Below are 21,217 nucleotides of genomic sequence, written 5' to 3'. Positions count from 1 at the left end.
GGGACAGCCCGGTCTCCCGACGCCGACGGGTGTGGCCGGCCCCCCGGGCATCTGTCGGTTTCACCGCGCGGGACGGCGTGCGGCGAGCAGGAGGGCGATGTCGTCGGGGCGGTCGACGGCCTGGCGGGCCTGCGCGGTGAGGCGGTCGGCCACGCCGGCCAGTGCGCCTCCGCCCGGGCGGACGCCGGGGCCGCCGCACTTGGCCAGGGCCACGCGCAGGGCGCCGATGCCGTCGTCGATGTCGCCGCCGGGCTTCTCGACCAGCCCGTCGGTGTACAGCGCGAGGATGGCTCCGGGGTCCATGCGCAGCTCCGTCACCGGGTAGTGGGCGCGCGGGTCCACGCCGAGCACCACTCCGCCGGGCAGGTCCAGGGTGTGGGTGCGGCCGTCCGGGCGGCGCAGCAGAGGGGGCAGGTGCCCGGCACGGGCCGCCCGGGCCGCGCCGGTGGCGGGGTCCAGCCGGATGTAGCAGCAGCTCGCGAACAGTCCGGGGTCGAGGTCGATGAGGAGGTGGTTGGTGCCGCTCATGACCTCGTCGGGCGGCCGGTCGCCGAGCGCGAACGCCCTTACGGCGCTGCGCAGTTGCCCCATGGTCGCCGCCGCCTGCACCCCGTGCCCCTGTACGTCGCCGATGACCAGGGCGATGCCGTCGCCGGACTCCACGACGTCGTACCAGTCCCCGCCCACCTCCATGCCCTGGGTGCCGGGCAGATAGCGTCCCGCGGTCTCCACTCCCGGGTGCGCGGACAGCCGCCGGGGGAGGAGGGCCTGCTGGAGTCCGCGGGCGAGGGCGGCCTCGGTCTCGTAGCGCTGCGCCTTGTCCATGGCATGGGCGATGAGCCCGGCGAGCGCGGTGAGCACCGTACGTTCCTCGGTGCTGAAGCTGCGGGGCCGGTCGAAGCCCAGGATGCAGGAGCCCACCGGGCGGCCGGAGGCGATCAGCGGCAGGAAGGCACGGGCGCCCTCCTCGGCGTCCAGCTCGATTCCGGGGTAGGCGGCGGCCAGCTGCTGCATGGAGTCGAAGAAGAGCGGCCGGCCGGTGGTGAGCGTCTCGACGCCCGGTAGCCGTGCGTCGAGCCCCACCCCTTCGAACGGGGCGAGGAACCCCGTGGGGAAGCCGTTCTCCCAGGCCAGGTACAGGTGCCGGTCCTGGAGCAGGTAGATGGCGAGCCGACGGCCGCCGAACGCGGGCAGCAGCTCCCGCATCACGACGGCGGACACCTGGCGGGCGGTGACCGCCTCCGTCAGCGCGATCGCCAGGACGATGGGGCGGTACACGGGCGCCGGCGGTGCGGGGCCGTTCCCGGTCGCGAGGTCGGCCGGGGCGGTGTCCGCCACCCGGCTCGCCGGACGGACGGTGCAGGTCAGCCGGTCCGGGCCGGGATACACGGAGAGGGCGAGCCAGTCGCCCTCGGAGGGCTTGGGCGCGGGCTCGGCGGTGTCCGTGGCAGGTCGCTCGACGTGGAAGTGCACCGGGTCCGGCGACAGCAGGGCCCCGCGCAGATGGTCCTCGACGTCGGGCCGGATCCACGGCACGGCGTCCCACAGGGGCCGGCCCAGCACCTCGGTCCGCGGCCGGCGCAGCAACTGTGCGGCGCGCGGGTTGGCGTAGACGACCAGGCCCGCCCGGTCCAGACAGAACACACCGTCCGGCAGCAGGTCGGCCGCCGCGTCGGCGGTGGCGCCGAGACCCGGGTCGAGCACGATGCCCCGCACCGGGCCCGCCGCGGACGGCACGGCGGCCGGAGCGGTCACCTCGTGCGAGAGCCAGCCCATCCCCTCGTACGGGCTCCACAGATCCATCAGCCGCAGTTCACCGTCCGCCGCCCGCAGGTACAGCGGCAGCGTCGGAGGTCTGCCGGCGGCCGTGTCCCGCAACGCGACCAGGATCCGGTTCGTCTCGGACGGGGCCACGGCCTCCGCGAACGCCTGCGGGGTCCCGGCGAACTCCGTCGGCGTGACGCCCAGCAGGGCATGCAGGCCCGCGTCCCCGGTCACCACTCCCGTCTCCGGCGTCCACAGGAAACGCCCGATGCGTGCGAGCGGCGGACGCTGGGCGGGCGGCCGCACCGACAGCGGCTCCTGGTCCCAGCAAAGCGGAGCCGCCTCGTCGTCCTCCAGGCTCCGCAGGGCCGCGCCCAGATCCTGGGCCAGCCGGGTCAGACGGTCCCGCTCGGCCACCACCTCGGCGGCGTCGGGGACGGAGGGACGCAGCACGGTGATGACGCCGTAGGAGTGGGAACCGGCCACGACCGGCGCGTGCAGGGAGCCGAACTGGAACGGCAGGCCGGCCGAGAACTGGGGGTAGCGGCGCATCGTCTCGGTGGCGTTCGACAGGACGACCGGGACGCCGAGCCGATGGGCGTCCGCCACGGGGAACGGACTGTCCACGTGCAGCCGCCACCAGGGACGGAACAGCGGGCCGGGCAGCCCGGCGAGTACGGCCAGGCGTAGCAGGCCGGGGGCGGAAGAGCGCAGGTAGACGCCTCCCGCCTGGCCGCCGGCGGCGCTGATCGCCTCCGTCGAGGCGTCGATCAGCAGCGCCGCCAGCCGTCCGGGCTTCGGCTGTGCGTCCTGGGAGCTCCCAGTCATCGGCCCTACCTCGTCCGTGCGCCAGTCACGCGGGCGACACTGCAAGAATGCGCCACGACCGGCCCGGACCGCACCTGGGCGGCGAAGGTGAGCGACTGCTCCCCCGGGGATGCGGGCGGCGTCAGCGGCTGCCGGTCCAGTTGTGGGCGACGTCCACCACGACCCGGTCGGCGAGCTGCTGCACCCGGAACGGCAGCCGGGAGCGGACCCCCAGCCCGATCTGCGTCTCGCCCTCGAAGCTGCCCGCGAACCGGGTGTCCCGGAAGGTGCGGTAGCCCGAGATGTCCACGCCGGGCAGCGGGCGGGCCACCCGTCCGGGATACGAGGGTGCCCCGGTCTCGGGGTGGTAGGCGGGTGCTGCCACCCGTACCTCCAGGACGGCCCCGCCCGCGACGGGGACGACCCGACCCGACCCGTCCTGACGGAGGCGGTCGACGTAGCGCACCCAGTAGCCGAGTCCGCCACCGCCGGGGACGTCGATGACCATCCGGTCGTAGCAGGCGTGGCTTCCGGTCCTGACGTTCTTCACCGGCGCCGTCGTCCCGGCGGCGCGGGACTTGCCGAGGCTGCCCCAGCCGGTGGGGCACGCCGTGGCCGCCGGGGCGGCGTCCGCCGGCATCGTGCTCGCGGTCAACGCCGCGCCCATGAGTAGTGCTGCGGCCCATGCTGTTCTGCTTCGTCTCATGATGTCCCTCGAGACGTGGATGTGAGTGGTAACGGGTGAGACATCCGAGTTGGCTGAAAGGTTGCGCTATTTCTCACTGCCTTCAGGTCAATGTCGAAACATTCGGACGTCGTGCAGACTGCTGAGTTGCCCCTGCTGCCGACACGCCCACCCGGGACAGCAGCGGCAGCGTCATGACGATGAAGCCGAACGGCAACGGCAGCCTGGCCGCCGGAGCGTCGACGAGCTTCGGCTTCACGGTCATGAAGAACGGCAGCGGCGCGGCCCCGGTGCTGGGGTCCCGCACTGCGTCATGACCGCGCCCGCGTCCGGTCCCGACAGAGCCCGGGCCTCCCCGGCCGATGTGGTCGAAGCCACGTCACCAGGGAGACCCGGGCCATGTCGTGCGGCGGGATTGGCGGGCTACCGTTTCGCGCAGTCCCCTGTCTCATCACCAGCATCGGGCGGCCCGGCAGTGCAAGCAGATCTCTCCCCGGTCATAGCGGCCACCGCCCAGTGGCTGACCTGCGCCTACCCCTCGGGCGGCGGCGCCTTGGCCTCCGCCCTGTGCGAGGTGCAGGCGCGGCAGGCCGTGACCGTCGCGGCCTGGCTCAGATATCCGACCCTGATGGACGCCGCACTGGTCGGCATGGCCGGGCCCGGTGGTTCGGCCCGGCTCGACTGGGTCACGGGCGCGGACGGGGCCGGCGCCCGGGACGCGGACGGGCACGCCTGGCGCACCTGGGTCGACGAGGTCGTCGCGAGCTGGGCGGCCTGCCTGCTCACCGACCCGGAACTGGCCGGCCGGGCGGTGGCCGCACTGGCCGGGGGCGGTCACACGAACGGGGCGCCGACCGAGTTCCGCCGCCTGCTGGCGCCCGACGAGGAGGACCGCCGCGCGGCGGTCCTCCTGCGTCACCCCGACCTGCTGGCCCCCGTGGCCGAACTCCATCACTCCCAGCTCGTGGAACGCCTCAAGCCGGGACAGGCACTGATCGCCTGAGGCCGCCGGCCGTCAGTCGTGCTTGCCGCGTCCGGTCAGCGCGTCCCGCATCCGGTCGACCAGTCCGGCACCCGGTGCCAGCAGTTTGTTGGCCGGAGGCGTGTCCGGGGCGGACGGGTGCGGCCGGGTCGGCGCCATCTTCTTGGCCATCCGGACCTTGTCGCCCAGCTTGTCGAGTGCCTCCGGCGGGCACGCCACCCGCAGTTGCGGGAAGAGGTTCTCCTCCTCGTCGGCGATGTGCGAGCGGATCTCGCTCATCAGCGTGCCGATGAGCCGGTCGAACTCGGGGTCCTCCGCCTCGCAGCCCTCCAGGTCCTTCATGATCTGCTCGGCCCTGGAGTGGTCCTCGATCTCCTGGTCCGCCATGGTGTTCCCGTTCACCAAGTGCTCGCGCACGGCCGGGTAGAGGTACTCCTCCTCGGCCACCGAGTGCCGGATCAGCTCCATCGTGGCCTGTTCGGCGTACACCTTGCGGTCCTTGTCACCGGGCGGCAGGGCCTCGATACGGCCGAAGATGTCCTCGACCTCCCGGTGATCGGTCACCAGTTCGGCGATGACGTTTCCTCCGTGTCCCATGCTCTTCACCTCCAGCCAGGGGGGCGACGGCTCCGGGGCGGAGCCGCCACGGCACCCGGGTGCCCCCCGCCGCCCGCCCTACGCCCGGCCAAAGCGTGCCCGGACGGGTGTGGGCGGGGCGCATCGAAGGAACCCGCACCGGGACACAGCATGCGACGCTGCCGGGAGGCCGACGTGACCGACGCTCTGGACGAGGTGTTCGCGCGAGTACGCGGGGAAGTGGCCGCGAGGGCCGAGCGGCTGTGGGACGTCGCACTGACCCTGCACAACGAGCCCGAGTACGCCTTCGAGGAGCACCGGGCGGCGGCACTGCTGTGCGGCGAACTCGCCTGGGAGGGGTTCACCGTCGAGCGGGGCGTCGCCGGACTGCCCACCGCCTTCTCCGCACGCTGGGGCTCGCGGTCCCGGCCCGCGGTGGCCCTGCTCCTGGAGTACGACGCGCTGCCCGGCCTCGGGCACGCGTGCGGGCACAACCTGATCGCCGCGGCCGGCCTGGGAGCCGCGCTCGCGGCACGGGCCGTTCTGCCCACCGACGCGGGAACCATCCGGGCCGTGGGCACGCCCGCCGAGGAGGGCGGTGGCGGCAAGGTCACCGAGGTCGAGGCCGGGCTGTTCGACGACGTCGACGCCGCGCTGATGTTCCATCCCGGCGTGTACAGCTGGCGGTGGGCGCCGCTGACCGCGCAGGCACAGTACCGGGTCGCCTTCCACGGCCGCGCCGCGCACCCCACCGGGAACCCCACCGAGGGCATCGACGCGCTCGCGGCCCTGATCCAGCTGTTCAACACCCTCGCCGTGGTCGGGCGCCGGCTGCCCGAGGGCTCCCATGTCCAGGGCATCATCACCCACGGCGGCCGGGCGACGAACATCGTCCCCGAGTACGCCCAGGGCGTGTTCGGGCTGCGCGCCGCGACGACCGCCGTCCTGGAGGACCTCGCGGGAGAACTCCTCACCTGCGCACAGGGCGTGGCCCGGGCGACGGCGACCACGGTCACCGTCGAACGCGCCACACCGCGCTACGAGCACTTCCGCGACAGCGGGGTGCTGTCCGAACGGTTCGCCCGGCACCTGGTCGGCACGGGCATAGGGATCACGGCCCCCGAGCCGGGCGTGTACCTCGGCTCCTCCGACATCGGCAACGTCAGCGGACGCGTCCCGGCCATCCACCCCTTCGTGGCGATCATGGATCCGGACGGCTCCGACCACACCCCCGAGTTCGCCGCCGCCGCGGCGTCCGACCGCGGCCGGGCAGCGATGCTCGCGTCGGCGGAGGCACTGGCGTGCACGGCGGTCGAGGTGCTGCTCTGCCCGGACGTGCGGGAACAGGCGTGGCGGGACCACACGGCCGCCGCGCTGTGAGTAAGGGAACCGTCCGCCGGGTCAGTCGGTTGTGTGCAGCTGGTACACGTTGAACGCCCGCCGGATCACCGGCTGGGCGACATTGCGCACCCGCACGCCACCGGCCGTCATCCCGTGCTCTGTGCCCCGGTGGGCGTGGCCGTGGACGGAGAGGTCGGCACCGGCCGTGTCGATCGCCTCCGCCAGCAGGTAGCTGCCGAGGAACGGGTAGATCTCGGGCGGCTCACCGGCGAGGGTGTCGGCGACGGGGGAGAAGTGGGTCAGGGCGACCCGCAGCTCGCAGCCCTCTTCCTCCAGCTCCTTGAGCGCGGTGTGCAGGGTGTCCGCGCAGCGCCGCGTGTAGCGCACGAACTCCTTCATCAGCGGCTCGCCGAACTCGCCGGCGCTGCGTCCGACGAACCCGCCGCCGAAGCCCTTCGTACCGGCGACACCGACGCGCGATCCGCCGCACTCGACGACCGTGCCCTCGCCCTCCAGGACCGTGACGTCCGCCTCCTGGAGGATGGCGGTGACCTTCTCGGGCCGCTCGTCGTGATGGTCGTGGTTGCCGAGCACCGCGACGACCGGCACCGGAAGCCCTCGGACCTCATGGGCGACCACCCGGGCTTCCTCGGGTGTGCCGTGCCGGGTCAGGTCGCCCGCCAGGAGCAGCAGGTCGGCACACTCGTCCAGGGTGTCGAAGGCGGGGCGCAGCAGGCCCTGGCTCTCGGGGCCCATGTGGATGTCCCCGACGGCGGCGACGCGGATCATGGCAGGTCCTCCGCATGGTCGGGGGAGTCGGTCTCCGCCACCACGACGTCCGTGTGCACGGCGATCCCGGCCAGCTCCTCGTGGACGGTCCGAAGCAAGGTCTCACGGCACTGCGCGGACGGCACCGTACCGGTCACCACGACCGATCCGGCCCGCACCTCGATCCGTACGCCCAGTTCACCGAGCTCCTCCGCGGCCAGCCGGTCGCGCAGGTGGGCGACCCGGTACTCGACGTTCTCCGCGGCAGGGGCATGGACGCCTCCTTGGGCCCGCCCCGCGCCGGACTCGCTCATCGCCGTTCCTCCCTCGGCCTCGGATCGATGACCTCCAGCCGCTCCAGGAAGTAGAAGAACGCGTCGGGCATCGGGTCGTCGCCGCAGGCGCGGCGCACCGTCTCCCAGTCGACCCTCTCGCGCAGCGTTCGGGCGATCGGGAGGACCGCCCCGAAGTCGCAGTGGTGCTCGGAGAAGGCGGCCACCAGACTGTGCACCAGGTCGGTCGGCGACAGCACCGGCATGAACACCGAGTCGACCGACAACTCCTGTGCCCGCTCAAGCAGTTCGGTGGTGACCGGCTGGTGCGCCAGCTCGAAGATCAGGTCGACCTGCTGTCCCAGGCAGCTGGACTTCAGCAGCCAGTCCTCCGGCGGCGTGTAGATCGGCAGTCCGGCTTCGCGCAGGGTCTCGGCGACGGCCTGCGCGTCCTCGGGACGGAAGCAGAAGTCGACGTCGTGCTGCAGGTTCTGGGCGCTTCCGTGCGCGTACACCGCGACGCTCCCCGCGAGGGCGAACGCGTGCCCCTTCCGCTTCAGGATCGAGCCGACCTGCTTGGCGGCCTGCAGGATCGCCTGATTGCGGTCCAGGGGCAGGTCCCCGGCGAGCGCGCCGTTCTGCGGGACGAGTTCCGGATCTCCCGTCGCCAGACGCAGCTCCGCGACGCCCGCAGCCTGATCCACAGCGTCGTTCTCCGCATGCCGCGTCATCGCTGTCCCCTTCCTGGTCGACGGCTCAGGCCCGAGTACCCGGCGTGCCGGCGTCGACACGACCGTCCTGCGCCACGGTGGGAGTGTCACTCTTCGGTGTTCGCGGGAACCCGGTCCTCATGAACGGCAAGGACACACCTCAGCAGACCTCGCACGAGGAACACCGGATCGTCGAGCGAGTGGTGCCGGCCTGGCTGGAGGAGACCGAGCGGCACGACGGCGCCGCGGCCCGCGAGGCCCGCCGGGGCTGGGAGCACGGATCGCTGTCGGACCGGTCCGCTCAGGACCTGGCCCACTGGGTCACCGCCCGGGTCACCGACACGGGCTTCAACGAGGACGAGGGCCCGTACGTCGAGGGCCCCGTCCGGATCACCCCCGCGGACAAGGAGGCCGTCCACCGCTGGCTCACGGCACAGGGCCACGACATCTGACGACGTGCCCCGCTCAGCCGTCGGTGTCTTCTGTCTTCTCCTCGGTCCAGGTCCACGCGTGCTGCAGCCAGTCCGCCACCGTCACGGCACTCAGCCCCGCGCAGACCAGACGGGCGGCCCGCGGCGTGGCGGCGTAGCAGGCGACCAGGCTTCCGGCCACCCATGCGGCGGTGCAGAACGGGCAGGTCACCAGCTCTCCGACGGCTCGGCGGACCCCGCTGCCGCGGGGTGCGTCGTTCACCTCATCGCCCGGCCCCTCCTCTTCGCGGCGCGTGAACGGCGCCCGTACGAAGCTGGTGATCCGGTCCTTGGACAGCAGCCGGGACGCCTTGAACGTCGCGGTGCCGAGCAGTGCGACGTCCCAGGGCGGAACACGGTCGGGCAGCCGCACGCCCCGCCGCCGTGCCGCCACGGTGAACAACACCGCACCCGCGGCGAACGCCGAGGCGAGAGTCGCGTAGCCCGCCAGGGGCGCCTCGTCCTGGTCGTCGTAGCGTCCGTCGGCAGTGGTCATGCGGCCTCGAGTGCCCGGTCCGCGCAGCGGCACACGTGGCGCCTCGCGCGCGTCCGCAGCCGGATCACCGGCCGGTGTGACGGACCAGACGGGCCGGGTACCCGGTGGCCGCACGGCTGTGACCGGTCGGCGGCGTGCCCAGCGGCCCGGTCCACGCGTCACAGCAGCCACGAGTCGAAGGAGCCCACGAACATGACGGACGTGTCGAGCACGGGGCCCCCTCCGGACGACGACCGGAAGGTACTCACCAACCGACAGGGCCACCCCGTCCACGACAACCAGAACCAGCGCACGGTCGGCGCGCGCGGTCCGGCGACCCTGGAGAACTACCAGTTCCTGGAGAAGATCAGCCACTTCGACCGGGAGCGGATCCCGGAGCGGGTCGTCCACGCCCGGGGCGTCACCGCGTACGGATACTTCGAGGCCTACGGCGCCTGGGGCGACGAGCCGATCAGCCGCTTCACCCGGGCCAAGCTCTTCCAGGAACGCGGCAAGCGGACCGACCTGGCCGTCCGCTTCTCCACCGTCATCGGAGGGCGCGACTCCTCCGAGGCCGCTCGCGATCCACGCGGCTTCGCGGTGAAGTTCTACACCGAGGACGGCAACTGGGACCTGGTCGGCAACAACCTGGGTGTCTTCTTCATCCGGGACGCGATCAAGTTCCCGGACGTCATCCACGCCCTCAAACCCGACCCCGTGACCTTCGAACAGCAGCCCCGGCGCATCTTCGACTTCATGTCGCAGACCCCCGAGGCCATGCACATGCTGGTCAACCTGTTCAGCCCGCGCGGCATCCCGGCGGACTACCGCCACATGCAGGGTTTCGGCGTCAACACCTACAAGTGGGTCAACGAGGAAGGGCGGACCGTTCTGGTCAAATACCACTGGATGCCCAAGCAGGGCGTGCGCAGCATGACCGAGGAGGACGCGGCGAACGTCCAGGCCGAGGGCCTCGGCCACGCCACCAAGGACCTGTACGAGGCGGTGGGCCGCGGCGACTTCCCGGAGTGGGAGCTCCTCGTGCAGATGATGGACGACCACGACCACCCGGAGCTCGACTTCGACCCGTTGGACGACACCAAGACCTGGCCCGAGCAGGAGTTCCCGCCCAAGCCGGTCGGCAGGATGGTGCTCGACCGGATGCCGGAGAACTTCTTCGCCGAGAACGAGCAGATCTCCTTCGGAACCGGCGTCCTCGTCGACGGTCTGGACTTCTCCGACGACAAGATGCTCGTCGGCCGCACCTTCTCCTACAGCGACACCCAGCGCCACCGCGTCGGCCCCAACTACCTGCAACTGCCGGTGAACCACGCGAAGAACGCCGACGTACGCACCAACCAGCGCGACGGCGCGATGACCTATCACGTCGACGGCGCCGGCGAGAACGCCGACGTCAACTACGAGCCTTCGATCCGGGGCGGTCTGCGCGAGGCCGAGTACCCCACGCACGACGAGCAGGGACCGGAGATCAACGGGCGGCTCACCCGCAAACGCATCCCCCGCACCAACGACTATCTGCAGGCCGGCCAGCGCTACCTGCTGCTGGAGGAGTGGGAACGCGAGGACCTGATCAAGAACTTCACCGGACTCCTCGCCCAGTGCGACCGGGCGGTGCAGGAACGCATGGTCTGGCACTTCCTGCTGGTGGAGAACGACCTCGGTCTGCGGGTCGGCGACGCCCTGGGCATCAGTCCCGACGACGTCTCGGGTCTGGAGCCCCTGGCCTCCCAGGACCTGACCGACGAGGACCGGAAGCGTCTGGCCAACCTCGGCAAGAACCCGCCGCGCGACGTCGAGGGCCTCACCATGACCCACTGCGTCCCGGACGAGCGGCACGTCGTGACCCGGTGACCGGCCAGGTGCCGGGCGCGGCCCGACGACCCGCCCGGCACCTGGTCCCGCGTGACCTCAGCCCGCCCTTTCTCCGGCTCGCGCGGCGTTTCCCGCGGCCGGGGAGTAGGCGTCGGTGTCCAGATCCCGGTGGCCGCCCCGCAGTTCGTAGCGGGTGCGCAGCACGGCGGCGGCCTGTTCCCGGGTGGCCGAGGTGAGAGCGAAGTGCTGGCGGGCGTACTCCAGCACGTCGTCGACGTTCACCCGGCCGCGCAGCAGCCGTTCGCCCGCCCCGTCGTGACCGACGTCCTCCAGCCGGGCCGCCAACGTCTTGCGCTGCGCGGCGATCGCGATGTCCGCCGCCACCCCCAGCTGTGCGCGCAGGTGGCGTGCGCGTCGCGCGGCCACCTCGCGCGAGGTACGGCCGCGCCAGTGCACCAAGCGCCTCATTCCCAACCCCCTGACGGATCGGCGCCGCCCGGGAGGTCCCGGGCGGCGCGTGCGAAGTCGTGACCCGTCCGACTACCCGCACTGCAGGCATCCAGGCGGACGATTTCCGGCAGGGTGCGGGTCGGCGGAGGCGAAGCCGTGGCCGGTCAGGCGGGCAGCCTGGCCCGCAGGCGGCCCGCCGCCGCGGCGGGCCCGGCGGTGGCACGGATGGAACGGCGCACCAGATGCGCCTCGCGCCGCAGGTCATGGGCGCTGTGGCGACCGCGCCACCACACCGAGGGATGCCCGGCGGTGTCGTCCGCCGCGATGAGCAGCCCACCGAGCATCGAGAGGTTCTTCAGGAAGTGGATGCGCTGCTGGGCGCGGTCCGAGGGGTCCTCGGCCTCCCAGAAGCGGTGCCCGGCCAGCGTCGTGGGCACGAGCGTGCCGGCGATGGCCAGAGCCGCGACCCGCGGGACACGGCCCATGCCGAGCAGGACTCCCGCCGCCACCTGTACGGCACCGCTGAGGCGTACGACCTGTTCGGTACGGTCGGGCAGCGCCTCGACGCGCTCGGTGATCGGCTGGACGACGGGCTCGGCCACGGGGGCCACCGCCTTGGGATCGCGCACTGAGTTCAGGCCGCCGGCGATGAACATGGAAGCGAGCATCGGGCGGCCGGCCATACGCAGAAGACTCATGGCCTCTCCAGGGGTGTGGGTGCGAGCGGTGTGGGGTGCAAGCTGCGCTCCCCGGGTTCCCGGCCGGTGCCGGCTCATTCGATGCCGGCCCTCCCCCGCGGAACGTCCGGTTCGGTTCCGGCAGGCCGGGAACGCGGTCCGTCGTACGACGAGGATTCGAGGCCAGGAAGAAGAGGCCAGGAAGAAACGGTGTACCGATGACCGAGTACGAGCGTTCCCGCACGATGCCGGCCCAGCCGGAGCACGTCTTCGACCAGGCCGCCAAGGTCGAGCAGCTGGACGCCTGGCTGCCCGAGGCCCTGCACGTGCACGCCGACGACCCGCCCGCCGTCACCGTGCACGAGGACCGCGCCGACCACGACACCCGGGCGCTGCTCCAGTGCCGTCGCGAACAGATGCGGCTCGAATGGGGAACGCGCGACCAGGGCAGCTACGCCGGCTGGCTGCAGGTCGCCGGGCTCGACAGCGGGGCCAGCGAGGTGACCGTGCACCTGTCGTTCTTCGACGACAGCCACGACCCCGGCCGGCAGACCGTCCACGACGCCCTGGACAGCAGCCTGCGCCGCCTGGAGGAACAGGTCCGGCTGCGCGTCGACCATGCGGCGGGCTGATGACCGTCGCGTAGGAGTTTTCTGTGAATTTCCGGGGCGCTTGAACACCCGGGGCTTCTCCTGCGTATAGGGCCGGGGGATTTCCATGCCCGTACGGACGAACCGCGCAGGAGTACTTCCGTGGGACACAACAGGCGCAGACGCCCAACAGGCGCACGACGTGCGACCTTTGCCGCAGTGGCACTGATGCTGGGCGGAGGTGGGCTGATGGCGGCCAACGTGTACGCCTCGGCGACCGGCGGCGGCTCGGGCGACCAGGGGTCCGCAGAGGCCCGGGTCCTGGGAGCCGCGACGATCTACTGTCCGGACGTCGGTGCCCAGTTGACCACCGTGCCCGACGAGGCGCGGGCCGACGTCGACAAGGAACTCGCCTCCCTGGACCAGCAGGTGGCCGAGGCCTACCGGCAACTCCAGGACCCGGCACGGAACACGCAGCCCGACAGCGGGATCATGGACCCCCTCAAGGAGGACCGGGCCGCGACGATCGGGCGGATATCCGCCGCCATCGACCGGACGGGAGACCGTCCCCAGGGCATCGACGCCATGGCGGACTGCACGCTGCGTGCGCCCGACAACCCGACCGACGAGCAGAGCGGCGGCGGGGAGCAGCAACAAGGCGAGGAGCAGCAGCAGGGCGACGGTCAGGACCAGGGCGACGGTCAGGACCAGGGCGACGGTCAGGACCAGGGCGACGGCGCCCAGCAGCCGGGCAACGGCGGGCAGGCGGGCAACGGCCCCGTCGCCGCCGACTTCGCCGACATCACCAGTGTGCAGCCCGCAGCGGCTGCCCCCAATGCCCAGGCGGACGCCTCGCGCGGCACGTTCGTCACCAGTTGCGGCGTGAACGAGGGCGGCCTGTTCAACTCGGACAACGTCATCGTCGCCCCGGGTGTCTCCAACGGTGCCCACCACTTCCACGACTACGTCGGCAACCAGGCCAACGACGCCTTCGCCGGCGACGACGACCTCGCGAACGCCGACACGAGCTGCGAGGACAAGGGCGACAAGTCGTCGTACTACTGGCCCGTGCTGCGCCTGCAGAACGGGCAGCAGGAGCAGGACGCGGCCGCCCCGGGCGGCGGCATCGAGGGCAACGCCGGTGAGATCGTCACGCCCCGGCAGGTCACCCTCACGTTCGTGGGCAGCCCGCGCGGCGAGGTCACGGCCATGCCGAGGCTCCTGCGCATCATCACCGGCGATGCGAAGGCGTTCGTCAACGGAACCGCCAACGCCAACGCGTCCTGGAGCTGCACCGGGTTCGAGGACCGGCAGCTGAAGGACAAGTACCCGCTGTGCCCGCAGGACAGCGACGTGGTCCGCACCTTCACGTTCCAGAGCTGCTGGGACGGACGCAACATCGACAGTGCCAACCACCGCACCCACGTGGCGTTCGCCCAGGCCGACGGCGCCTGCCCGGCCGGCTTCCAGGCCATCCCGCAGCTCGTGCAGCGCATCGTGTACGACGTCGACGCGCCGAGCCTTCAGGACGGCGGCCGTACGACCCCGCTCTTCGCCGTGGACTCCTTCCCGGAGCAGCTGCACAAGCCCGTCACCGACCACGGCGACTTCATCAACGTCTTCGACGAAGCCCTCATGCGGGACATGGTCGACTGCATCAACGAGGGCCGTCAGTGCGGCCCCGGCTCGGACCAGGACCCCGGCAACGGCGAGGACCCGCAGGATCAGCCGACGGACCAGCCGGGCGACCAGCCCTCCGAAGAGCCGCAGGAGCCGCCGTCCGAGCAGCCCTCCGAAGAGCCGCAGGAGCAGCCGACGGCCACTCCCGCCCCCTCGGCCGGTGAGAACGGCGAGCAGGGCGAGGGCGAGAACGGTGGGGCGAAGCCCGACGCCTCACCCACCGCGCCGGCCGGTGACGAACCCAAGGTCTACGCCACGCCCACCCCCTCCCGGAGCGCCACCGCCACGCTCCCCGAGGCCTGGTCGAACGACCTGGTCGAGACCGGGACGGACGAGACCGGGGCTGAGGCCACCGCCTCCGCCGCACCGACGATCGGAGCGGCCGCGCAGTCACCTGCCGGCGCACAGACCGAACCCCAGACGGCCGGTGGCTCACTGGCCGAGACCGGAAGCCAGCTGTGGCCGGCCGCGGCCGGGGCGGTTCTCCTCATCTGCGGGTTCGTACTGCTGCGTCGCACCAGGCGAGGTTCCGTGTAGACCGGCAGGCGCGCCCGTCGGCCCGTCCGGCTCGACGCGCGGAAAGCCGGCATCCTGCCTACGATCACTTGACGTGGGACACACTTTCGAAGAGCTCGTGGAGAAGCAGCGCGCGGCCGACCAGGCGCATCATCGGGTCGAAGACCTGAGCCGCGCCTACGGGCCGCCCGCCGAGCACAAGTGGTCCAAGAAGCAGACCCTCACGTACGAGACCGCGTTCCGGGCCTGGCGTGACCTGGATCGCGACATCCGGTCCGCGGTGGCGGAGTTCGCGAAGGAACAGGGCCGGGCACGGCAGCAGGTGGAGGCGGACGTGAGGACGGCCGTGGCCCGCACGGAGGCGGAGTAGTGAACCGGTACGGCGGAATCGGGTTTTTGCCGTACCGGCAACTCTCTTTGCCTGCTGTTCGGGCGCGTCGCAGGCTTGGCACCATGACTCACAGCCACTCGACCACTCACCCCGTCCCCCCGACCCAGGCCGCCGAGTTCTGGGAAGCCCGCTACCAGGACAGCGAACGAGTCTGGAGCGGCCGCCCCAATCCGCTCCTGGTACGGGAGGCGAGCCACCTCCCCGCGGGCACCGCCCTGGACCTCGGCTGCGGCGAGGGGGCCGACGCGGTGTGGCTGGCAGCGCGTGGCTGGCAGGTCACCGGCGTCGACATCTCGCACACGGCCCTCGAGCGTGCCGCCTCGCACGCCGCCGACGCGGGGGTGGGCGACCGCACGACGTGGGAACGGCACGAGCTGGGCACGACGTTTCCCGAGGGCGCCTTCGATCTGGTCAACGCCCAGTTCCTGCAGTCCCCGGTACGCCTCGACCAGGAGAAGATCCTGCGGCAGGCGGCCGCCGCGGTCGCCGGGGGAGGCACGCTCCTGATCGTCATGCACGCCGGATGGCCGTCGTGGCAGAGCGAAGCGCCCGTCGAGATGGAGTTCCCCACGCTGGAGGGCACGCTTTCCGCGCTCGCACTTCCGGAGGAGAACTGGAGCGTGGAAACCATGGCCGCCGTGCGCAGGGAATGCGTCTCCCCCGAGGGAGTCGAAGGCTTCCGCGAGGACAACGTATGGCGGATCCGACGCACCTGAAGCGCGACGGGGGCTGCGTTTGGGGAAGACGGTGCGGGTTACCCGATACGCAGACAAACCGCCAGTCAACAGCGGCTTGGAGTGATGGAACGTGGCCGGAGACCAGAAGGCCAAGGCGAAGAAGGAACAGGCCAAGGGAAAGGCCAAGGAGGCGATCGGCCGCACCACGGGCAATGAGCGGATGGAGGCCGAGGGCCGGGGCGGGCAGTCGAAGGGTGACGCCCGACAGGCAAAGGAGAAGGCGAAGGACACCTTCAAGCACTGACACGGCATCGACGAAAACACTCAGCGGGATCCCTTTCCACACCTCGGGGATCCCGCTGACTGCGCTGTTACCAGATGACAAAGGAAACGAAAGCCGCTGCGTTCCCGTGAGCACTGCCTGAGAGCACCGAACTCACGGTCCTACCGTCCGGCTATGAACCTGAGTCGCAGCGAAAAGAGAACGTGGCGGAGCGCCGCGGCGGCGGTGCTGTTGATCGTGGGAGCACTCACGGCCGCCACACCGGGTGACGCGCAGGCACGCACCGAGCGGACCGAGACGCCGGTGGCGTCGACGTCACCGGTCGCCGGGGTGACCGAGTCGGTGGTGCGCGTGAAGGTGCCGCTGCCCGCGTCGGCGGGCGCCCGTCCGGCGGCGTGCGACTGGCTGTCGTACCTGCGCTACCGCTCCTCGGCCGGACCGGACGCCTCGGCCGACGCCGACCGGATCCTGGTGGCCCAGCCGGGCATCCTGGAAGGAGCCGGGGCGTTCGACAGCGTCGCCCGCAACACGGTGGCACGGGCCGCCGAGCAGGGCAGCCACATCGAGTTCTGGGCCCTGGACCGCCGCTCCAACTGCCTGGAGGACCGCACCGGCATCGCCTCCGGCGACCAGCACACGGCCATCGACTACTACTACCGGGGCAAGCAGGTCGAAGGGCGGACCTTCGACGGGTACGTCGGCAACGCCCGCCTGGGCTGGATGGCGAAGCTCGGCATCGAGCAGACCGTCCGCGACCAGTACGACCTGCTCGCCGCCGAACTGCCCGACCCGTCACTGCGCAAGCACAAGGTGCTGTGCGGCGGCCACTCGCTGGGCGGCGTGATCACCGGCTACTTCGCGGCCGCCGACTTCGACGGCGACCGCACCACCACCGCGGACGCCGGCTTCAACCAGTGCGCCGGCTACTTCGCCCTCGACACCACCGTCTCCACCTCGCTGGCCGACCTCAGCGGCAGCATCCCGGACGACACCAACCTGCCCGACATCGGCCTCGGCTACGGCGCGGTGCAAGCCGGGCTCGACAGCGGGGTGCTGCCCCGCTCTCTGTCCGCTCCGGTGCTGCTCAACCCCGAGACCATGACCGTGCTCGCCGTCGCCGGCCTGGGTGCGCTCCGGGCCCCCGACGCCGAGGCCGACCTGCCCCGCTACCTGCCTTCGAACGTCAACATCGAGGCCACCAACCGCTTCCTGTTCTCCGAGGACACCGCCACCTTCCTCACCGGCTCACCCACGGTGAAGGACTTCCGGCTCACCAACGCGGCGATGCTGGGGGCGCTGATGGACGACAACTCCGTACCGCTCGCGTTCCTGCAGAGCAGCGTGGGCTTCTTCGACGGCGGGCCGGTCGTCGACAAGAGCTTCCCCGTCGCCAACGGCGGTGACCAGCAGGCGGGCCCGTTCGGCACCGACTACAAGGCCATCCCCGACCAGCCGAACGGCCCGCTGTACACATGGCGCAATTACGACCGTGTCGGCGACAGCGACGACCCCGGATACCGGTCCGCCGACGGCACGCCGTTCACCTCGGCCGCCAAGGAGGTCACCGACATCCAGGGGCTCGCCCGCAGCATGGCCGAACAGCCGCTGGACTTCACCGAGCAGTACTTCCCCACCAAGCTGGTCACCGACATCCAGCTGGCGACCTCGCCGCAGGTGAAGCGGCTCGTCGTCCACCCCGAGGGGCTCACCGCCAACCCCACGCTCACCGTGCTCGCGGGCGACGGACTGCTGGCGGGCCGCGCACCGGCCGACCTGGACCCGGTGATCGCCGAGGGCTACCAGCACCTCGACGTGCTGACCGCGGCGCCCGTACAGAACAACGGACTGCCCGAGCCCGTCTCGACCAGCCTCACGCGCTTCGCGCGCTCGCCCGAATAGGAGCCCCATGGGAGTCCCGTAGGAGTCACTTGGGAGTCCCGTAGGAGTCCCGTAGGAGTCCCCANACAGAACAACGGACTGCCCGAGCCCGTCTCGACCAGCCTCACGCGCTTCGCGCGCTCGCCCGAATAGGAGCCCCATGGGAGTCCCGTAGGAGTCACTTGGGAGTCCCGTAGGAGTCCCGTAGGAGTCCCCACACCACAAGAGTGGGCCCGGGAGGTGATCACCTCCCGGGCCCACCGGCTTGTGCGGCTCAGACCTTGCCTGCTCAGACCTTGCCGGCGGCGAACGTGGCCGCCTCCGCCGCGTTGTCGCGGTAGCTGAGGTGGGCCCCCGTGTCGCCTCCTCCGGACTCGCAGACGGGGTCGCCCTCTGCGCAGATGTCGAGGGTGCGGCTCTGGTAGGTGCCGGTGACGCTCTTGCCGATGGCCCGGATCGGGTTGCCGAACAGCAGCACGGCGGAGACCTTGGGTTCGAGGGTGGCGGGGATCGTGGCGACGATGGGGCTGCCGACCACCGCACCCGCGCTGCTGATGCCTATCGAGTTGTCGACGACATTCGCGCCCTGCGAATATCCCACCAGAATGAAGCGCTGATTGGGACACGCCGCCGCTTGGCTTGTGACGTGGTTGACGAGATCCCTGTTGCCCTGCGCGGCCGAGGTCAGGGAAAGGTTCGCGGGATAGTCCACGCTGTAGCTGGACAGGGTTTTGCCGGTGATTTTCTTCCGGAGTTCCGAATACACCGGGTCTCCGACGATGAAGCCGAGCGTGCCCGGCTCGAAGGTGCCTCGGGCCGATACGACATCGACGTCTGTGCAGGCGGCGGCTGTTGCGGTGGGTGCCGAGACAGTTGCCAGTCCTGCCCCGCCGGCCAATGAGAGCGCGGCGAGGCACAAGCGGATACGCATGGGGAATCCTCCGCGTGTGGGGCGCGGGATGCGCCGGGGAAGTGGGACGGCCCCGAACGTATTCGCTTCACCGGTGGAGTGTTATGCAGAGGATTATGGAATTGTCGCGGCTTTTTGAGCTGTCGTGAGCATCGTTTTCGACGGGTATCTCACCGGCTGTCGGGCGACTGCTCCCGCAATGCCTCGGCGCGCAATGCCAGCACGAGGTCCAGCCGCGTGTCGGGATCGTGCAGGGCGTCCTCGAAGAGCTTCTCCAGCTGCCTGAGGCGGTAGCGGACCGTCTGCGGGTGGATGTGGAGCCGTGCGGCGACGTCGGGGACGTTGCTGCCGCTGAGCAGCCAGGCGAGCAGGGTCTCGGCGAGACGGGGGCGCTGCCCGGCCGAGACGGTGTCGAGCGGGGCCAGGACCCGTGCCTGCAAGTGGGCGAGCAGGGGCTCGTCGCCGTGCAGCAGCAGTGTCGACAGATGGTCGGCGCAGTGCACCACGCCCTGCCGGGGAAGGATCCCGCGGCCCATCAGTCCCAGGGCCCGGCCGGCCCAGCGCAGTGACCGAGCCGCCTCGGTGACGCCGACCGTCGGGCCGATCGCGGCCGGCCGCCCGCGCAGCGCGAGGGCGAACGCCCGGCCGCCGAAGCGGCCGGACCCGTCCGGGTCGGGCACCAGCATGCGCGGCGGCCGTGACTCCATGTCCACCAGCGCGCCGGCGGCGGCCAGCGGACGCTCCTCCTCGCGCTGGTCGGGCCCGGTCGCGAGGGCCACGACCGCGACCTGCCGCGGCACCGGCCACCGCGCGCCGTGCGCGAGGTCCTGTACGGCCTCCAGGGACACCGGCCCTTCGCCCAGCAGCAGGTCGAGCAGGCGCTTGCGACGGCGTTCCAGCTCGTCCGTGTTGTGCGACCGGGCCTCCGCGTAACCGGCCGCGGCCGCCTCCGCGACCTCGTGCACGGTCTGGAACGCGAGTTCGCCGAGCGCCGACACGGCTGCCGAGTCCAGCCCGAGCTGTTCCGCCGTACGGCCCATCAGCCGCCAGGCGTGCAGCCCTCCGACGCGCAGCGCCGACTGCAACGCGTCCAGGCTGCGGCCCTCCAGGGCCTCGCCGCGCCCGAGTTCGTAGTACGTCGCGGCGATCGCGTCGCTCCGGCCGCGCGGGTCGGCGATGTGGTCGACGAACAGCGTCAGCGCCTGCACCACCCCGGCTCTGAGATTGCGCCGGTCATCCCTGTCGGCCAGGCGAAGGTACTCGGGAACCTGTCTGCGCACCTCCTCCTCCACCTCGTCGGCGACGGATTCGAGCTGAGCACGCAGCAGTTGGGCCAGATCGGGCGGCACCGGCCCGGCTGTGGGGCCGGCCGGCACGCCGTGCGGGACGGGGACCGCCATCGCGGACACTCCTTTCACCCGGAAGCGGCTCACCCACGGGTTGTTTCCCATGGGGCGAGTGGGACGTCCTGGATTGGACGGACGATCCCTGCGCTCCGTTCCGTGCCCCGCCGGCTCCGACATCACTCGGGCAGACCCAGCCCACGGGCGAGCATCGGCCACGACGCGGCGAACTCCCCCTTCCAGTAGGCCCAGCTGTGTCCCCCTCCCGCGTAGAAGTGCGTGGTCACCGGGACACCGCGGCGCGCGAGGGTGTCCGTGAAACCGTGCGCGGAGGGCCACAGCGCGCTCTCCAGCACCCCGGGCAGCGGATCACCGCTCCCGCCGGCCAGTCCGCTGCCGTTGGAGACGTACAGGGCGGTGCCGCGCAGCCCTTCCGCGCGGGCCCGCGGGTTGAAGTCGCGCCAGGTCAGGAGGTTGAGGATCGGGTTGCCCCACAGGGAGTGGGCCGCCAGGTTCTCGCGGGCCACGATGGCGTCCATGATGTTCGGCACGCCGGGCGCCGTGGTGTCGAGGATGCCGCTGTAGGAGGCCGCGGCGGTGAACGCGCCCGGGTGCCGGGCCGCGTGCGCCATGGCCCCGTACCCGCCGGTGGACACCCCGGCCACGGCCCGTACGCCGGAGGCCCGGTAGGAGCTGCGGAGCAGGGCCGGCACCTCCCGCACCTGGAAGGTCTCGTAGTCGGGTCCGTCGCGCCAGGCGGTGGGGATACCGGTGGGGCCCGCGTCCGGCATCGCCACGATCAGGTTCCGGCCCTCGGTGAAGGCCTCGATGTCCGTCTCCCGGGTCCAGGAGGTGTAGTCGTCGTGGGCGCCGTGCAGCAGGTACAGCACGGGGTAGGTCCGGGTCGGCTGCGTGTCGAATCCCGACGGCAGGATCAGCCGCACCGCCGCGCTGCGGCCCAGCGCGGCGGAGTTCACGGACACGTCCAGGGTGCGTGGCCCGAGCCGGGTCGCGGCCCGGGCACGCCCGGTGGCCGTCCCGGCTCCGAACAGGACGGCCAGACCGACGGCGGCCGCCGCCCTGGTGACGGCGCGCCGGGGCACTTCGGTGGTGCGGTCAGGCATGGCGGCTCCTCGGAT

General features: G+C 71.6%; 22 protein-coding genes and 1 pseudogene. 11 read left to right on the top strand and 12 right to left on the bottom strand.

What is annotated here, in order from left to right:
• Positions 1 to 60: 60 nt before the first annotated feature.
• Complete coding sequence (locus tag ACWBNA_RS18670) at positions 61 to 2,592, bottom strand: SpoIIE family protein phosphatase (RefSeq protein ID WP_482705502.1); 2,532 nt, start codon at positions 2,590 to 2,592, stop codon at positions 61 to 63.
• A 121-nt stretch (positions 2,593 to 2,713) separates the two neighbouring features.
• Positions 2,714 to 3,277 carry an AMIN-like domain-containing (lipo)protein gene (locus ACWBNA_RS18665; RefSeq protein ID WP_482705501.1) on the bottom strand — a complete coding sequence of 188 codons (564 nt, stop codon included), beginning with the start codon at positions 3,275 to 3,277 and terminating at the stop codon, positions 2,714 to 2,716.
• 143 nt (positions 3,278 to 3,420) lie between these two features.
• On the opposite strand from ACWBNA_RS18665, the pseudogene ACWBNA_RS18660 reads away from it, so the two are divergent.
• Together ACWBNA_RS18660 and ACWBNA_RS18655 are read left to right on the top strand one after the other, a co-directional pair.
• Positions 3,421 to 3,573: pseudogene (locus ACWBNA_RS18660) on the top strand (endo-1,4-beta-xylanase); the annotation flags it as partial.
• A gap of 158 nt (positions 3,574 to 3,731) precedes the next feature.
• A complete protein-coding gene (locus tag ACWBNA_RS18655) occupies positions 3,732 to 4,259 on the top strand; it encodes a hypothetical protein (protein ID WP_482705500.1) in 528 nt (175 codons plus the stop codon).
• A gap of 12 nt (positions 4,260 to 4,271) precedes the next feature.
• Here the strand turns inward: ACWBNA_RS18655 and ACWBNA_RS18650 are convergent, their stop codons facing one another.
• Positions 4,272 to 4,835, bottom strand: a complete 564-nt coding sequence (locus ACWBNA_RS18650; RefSeq protein ID WP_482705499.1) for a hemerythrin domain-containing protein — start codon at positions 4,833 to 4,835, stop codon at positions 4,272 to 4,274.
• A gap of 150 nt (positions 4,836 to 4,985) precedes the next feature.
• Here ACWBNA_RS18650 and ACWBNA_RS18645 point away from each other — a divergent pair, with 150 nt between their 5' ends.
• Positions 4,986 to 6,194, top strand: a complete 1,209-nt coding sequence (locus ACWBNA_RS18645; protein ID WP_482705498.1) for an amidohydrolase — start codon at positions 4,986 to 4,988, stop codon at positions 6,192 to 6,194.
• Positions 6,195 to 6,215: 21 nt separating this feature from the next.
• On the opposite strand, the gene ACWBNA_RS18640 is transcribed toward ACWBNA_RS18645, so the two are convergent.
• The 3 genes from ACWBNA_RS18640 to ACWBNA_RS18630 are packed head-to-tail and all read right to left on the bottom strand — an operon-like array spanning position 6,216 to position 7,926.
• Positions 6,216 to 6,944, bottom strand: a complete 729-nt coding sequence (locus tag ACWBNA_RS18640; RefSeq protein ID WP_482705497.1) for a metallophosphoesterase family protein — start codon at positions 6,942 to 6,944, stop codon at positions 6,216 to 6,218.
• Entirely contained in the window at positions 6,941 to 7,237 is a 297-nt protein-coding gene (locus tag ACWBNA_RS18635; protein WP_482705496.1) for a BON domain-containing protein, read from the bottom strand. The genes ACWBNA_RS18640 and ACWBNA_RS18635 overlap by 4 nt, the downstream gene beginning before the upstream one ends.
• The gene (locus ACWBNA_RS18630) at positions 7,234 to 7,926 is read right to left on the bottom strand and encodes a hypothetical protein (protein ID WP_482705495.1); all 693 of its coding nucleotides are present in this window, start codon (positions 7,924 to 7,926) and stop codon (positions 7,234 to 7,236) included. The genes ACWBNA_RS18635 and ACWBNA_RS18630 overlap by 4 nt, the downstream gene beginning before the upstream one ends.
• A gap of 119 nt (positions 7,927 to 8,045) precedes the next feature.
• Between ACWBNA_RS18630 and ACWBNA_RS18625 the strand changes: the two genes are divergently transcribed.
• Positions 8,046 to 8,357: a hypothetical protein gene (locus tag ACWBNA_RS18625; protein WP_482705494.1), complete on the top strand. Its 312-nt coding sequence runs from the start codon at positions 8,046 to 8,048 to the stop codon at positions 8,355 to 8,357.
• Between the two features lie 13 nt (positions 8,358 to 8,370).
• Here the strand turns inward: ACWBNA_RS18625 and ACWBNA_RS18620 are convergent, their stop codons facing one another.
• Complete coding sequence (locus tag ACWBNA_RS18620; protein WP_482705493.1) at positions 8,371 to 8,871, bottom strand: DUF1360 domain-containing protein; 501 nt, start codon at positions 8,869 to 8,871, stop codon at positions 8,371 to 8,373.
• Between the two features lie 192 nt (positions 8,872 to 9,063).
• Between ACWBNA_RS18620 and ACWBNA_RS18615 the strand changes: the two genes are divergently transcribed.
• Positions 9,064 to 10,722: a catalase gene (locus tag ACWBNA_RS18615; protein WP_482705492.1), complete on the top strand. Its 1,659-nt coding sequence runs from the start codon at positions 9,064 to 9,066 to the stop codon at positions 10,720 to 10,722.
• A gap of 57 nt (positions 10,723 to 10,779) precedes the next feature.
• Here ACWBNA_RS18615 and ACWBNA_RS18610 read toward each other — a convergent pair whose 3' ends face one another.
• Together ACWBNA_RS18610 and ACWBNA_RS18605 are read right to left on the bottom strand one after the other, a co-directional pair.
• Positions 10,780 to 11,151 carry a hypothetical protein gene (locus tag ACWBNA_RS18610; protein WP_482705491.1) on the bottom strand — a complete coding sequence of 124 codons (372 nt, stop codon included), beginning with the start codon at positions 11,149 to 11,151 and terminating at the stop codon, positions 10,780 to 10,782.
• 146 nt (positions 11,152 to 11,297) lie between these two features.
• Positions 11,298 to 11,831: a DoxX family protein gene (locus tag ACWBNA_RS18605; protein WP_482705490.1), complete on the bottom strand. Its 534-nt coding sequence runs from the start codon at positions 11,829 to 11,831 to the stop codon at positions 11,298 to 11,300.
• A gap of 197 nt (positions 11,832 to 12,028) precedes the next feature.
• Here ACWBNA_RS18605 and ACWBNA_RS18600 point away from each other — a divergent pair, with 197 nt between their 5' ends.
• The 6 genes from ACWBNA_RS18600 to ACWBNA_RS18575 all read left to right on the top strand — a co-directional run bounded on the left by ACWBNA_RS18600 (position 12,029) and on the right by ACWBNA_RS18575 (position 17,846).
• Positions 12,029 to 12,442 (top strand): SRPBCC family protein, encoded by a 414-nt coding sequence (locus ACWBNA_RS18600; protein ID WP_482705489.1) that lies wholly within the window; start codon positions 12,029 to 12,031, stop codon positions 12,440 to 12,442.
• A 207-nt stretch (positions 12,443 to 12,649) separates the two neighbouring features.
• Positions 12,650 to 14,617 (top strand): DUF1996 domain-containing protein, encoded by a 1,968-nt coding sequence (locus ACWBNA_RS18595; protein ID WP_482705488.1) that lies wholly within the window; start codon positions 12,650 to 12,652, stop codon positions 14,615 to 14,617.
• Positions 14,618 to 14,690: 73 nt separating this feature from the next.
• On the top strand, positions 14,691 to 14,966 hold the full coding sequence (locus ACWBNA_RS18590; protein WP_482705487.1) for a hypothetical protein: 276 nt from the start codon (positions 14,691 to 14,693) through the stop codon (positions 14,964 to 14,966).
• 83 nt (positions 14,967 to 15,049) lie between these two features.
• Positions 15,050 to 15,703, top strand: coding sequence for an SAM-dependent methyltransferase (locus ACWBNA_RS18585; protein WP_482705486.1), 654 nt, complete (start codon positions 15,050 to 15,052; stop codon positions 15,701 to 15,703).
• A gap of 91 nt (positions 15,704 to 15,794) precedes the next feature.
• Complete coding sequence (locus ACWBNA_RS18580; RefSeq protein WP_482705485.1) at positions 15,795 to 15,968, top strand: CsbD family protein; 174 nt, start codon at positions 15,795 to 15,797, stop codon at positions 15,966 to 15,968.
• Positions 15,969 to 16,121: 153 nt separating this feature from the next.
• Positions 16,122 to 17,846: a hypothetical protein gene (locus ACWBNA_RS18575; RefSeq protein ID WP_482705484.1), complete on the top strand. Its 1,725-nt coding sequence runs from the start codon at positions 16,122 to 16,124 to the stop codon at positions 17,844 to 17,846.
• 268 nt (positions 17,847 to 18,114) lie between these two features.
• On the opposite strand, the gene ACWBNA_RS18570 is transcribed toward ACWBNA_RS18575, so the two are convergent.
• The 3 genes from ACWBNA_RS18570 to ACWBNA_RS18560 form a co-directional block, all read right to left on the bottom strand.
• Entirely contained in the window at positions 18,115 to 18,756 is a 642-nt protein-coding gene (locus ACWBNA_RS18570) for a cutinase family protein (RefSeq protein WP_482705483.1), read from the bottom strand.
• A 149-nt stretch (positions 18,757 to 18,905) separates the two neighbouring features.
• Positions 18,906 to 20,135, bottom strand: a complete 1,230-nt coding sequence (locus tag ACWBNA_RS18565; protein WP_482705482.1) for a PucR family transcriptional regulator — start codon at positions 20,133 to 20,135, stop codon at positions 18,906 to 18,908.
• Positions 20,136 to 20,257: 122 nt separating this feature from the next.
• Complete coding sequence (locus ACWBNA_RS18560; protein WP_482705481.1) at positions 20,258 to 21,202, bottom strand: alpha/beta hydrolase; 945 nt, start codon at positions 21,200 to 21,202, stop codon at positions 20,258 to 20,260.
• Between the last annotated feature and the right edge of the window lie 15 nt (positions 21,203 to 21,217).

It is taken from the genome of Streptomyces sp. Q2 (assembly GCF_056820935.1).
Note: the sequence above shows the minus strand (reverse complement) of the source record. Positions and strands in the feature narration are given on the sequence as shown.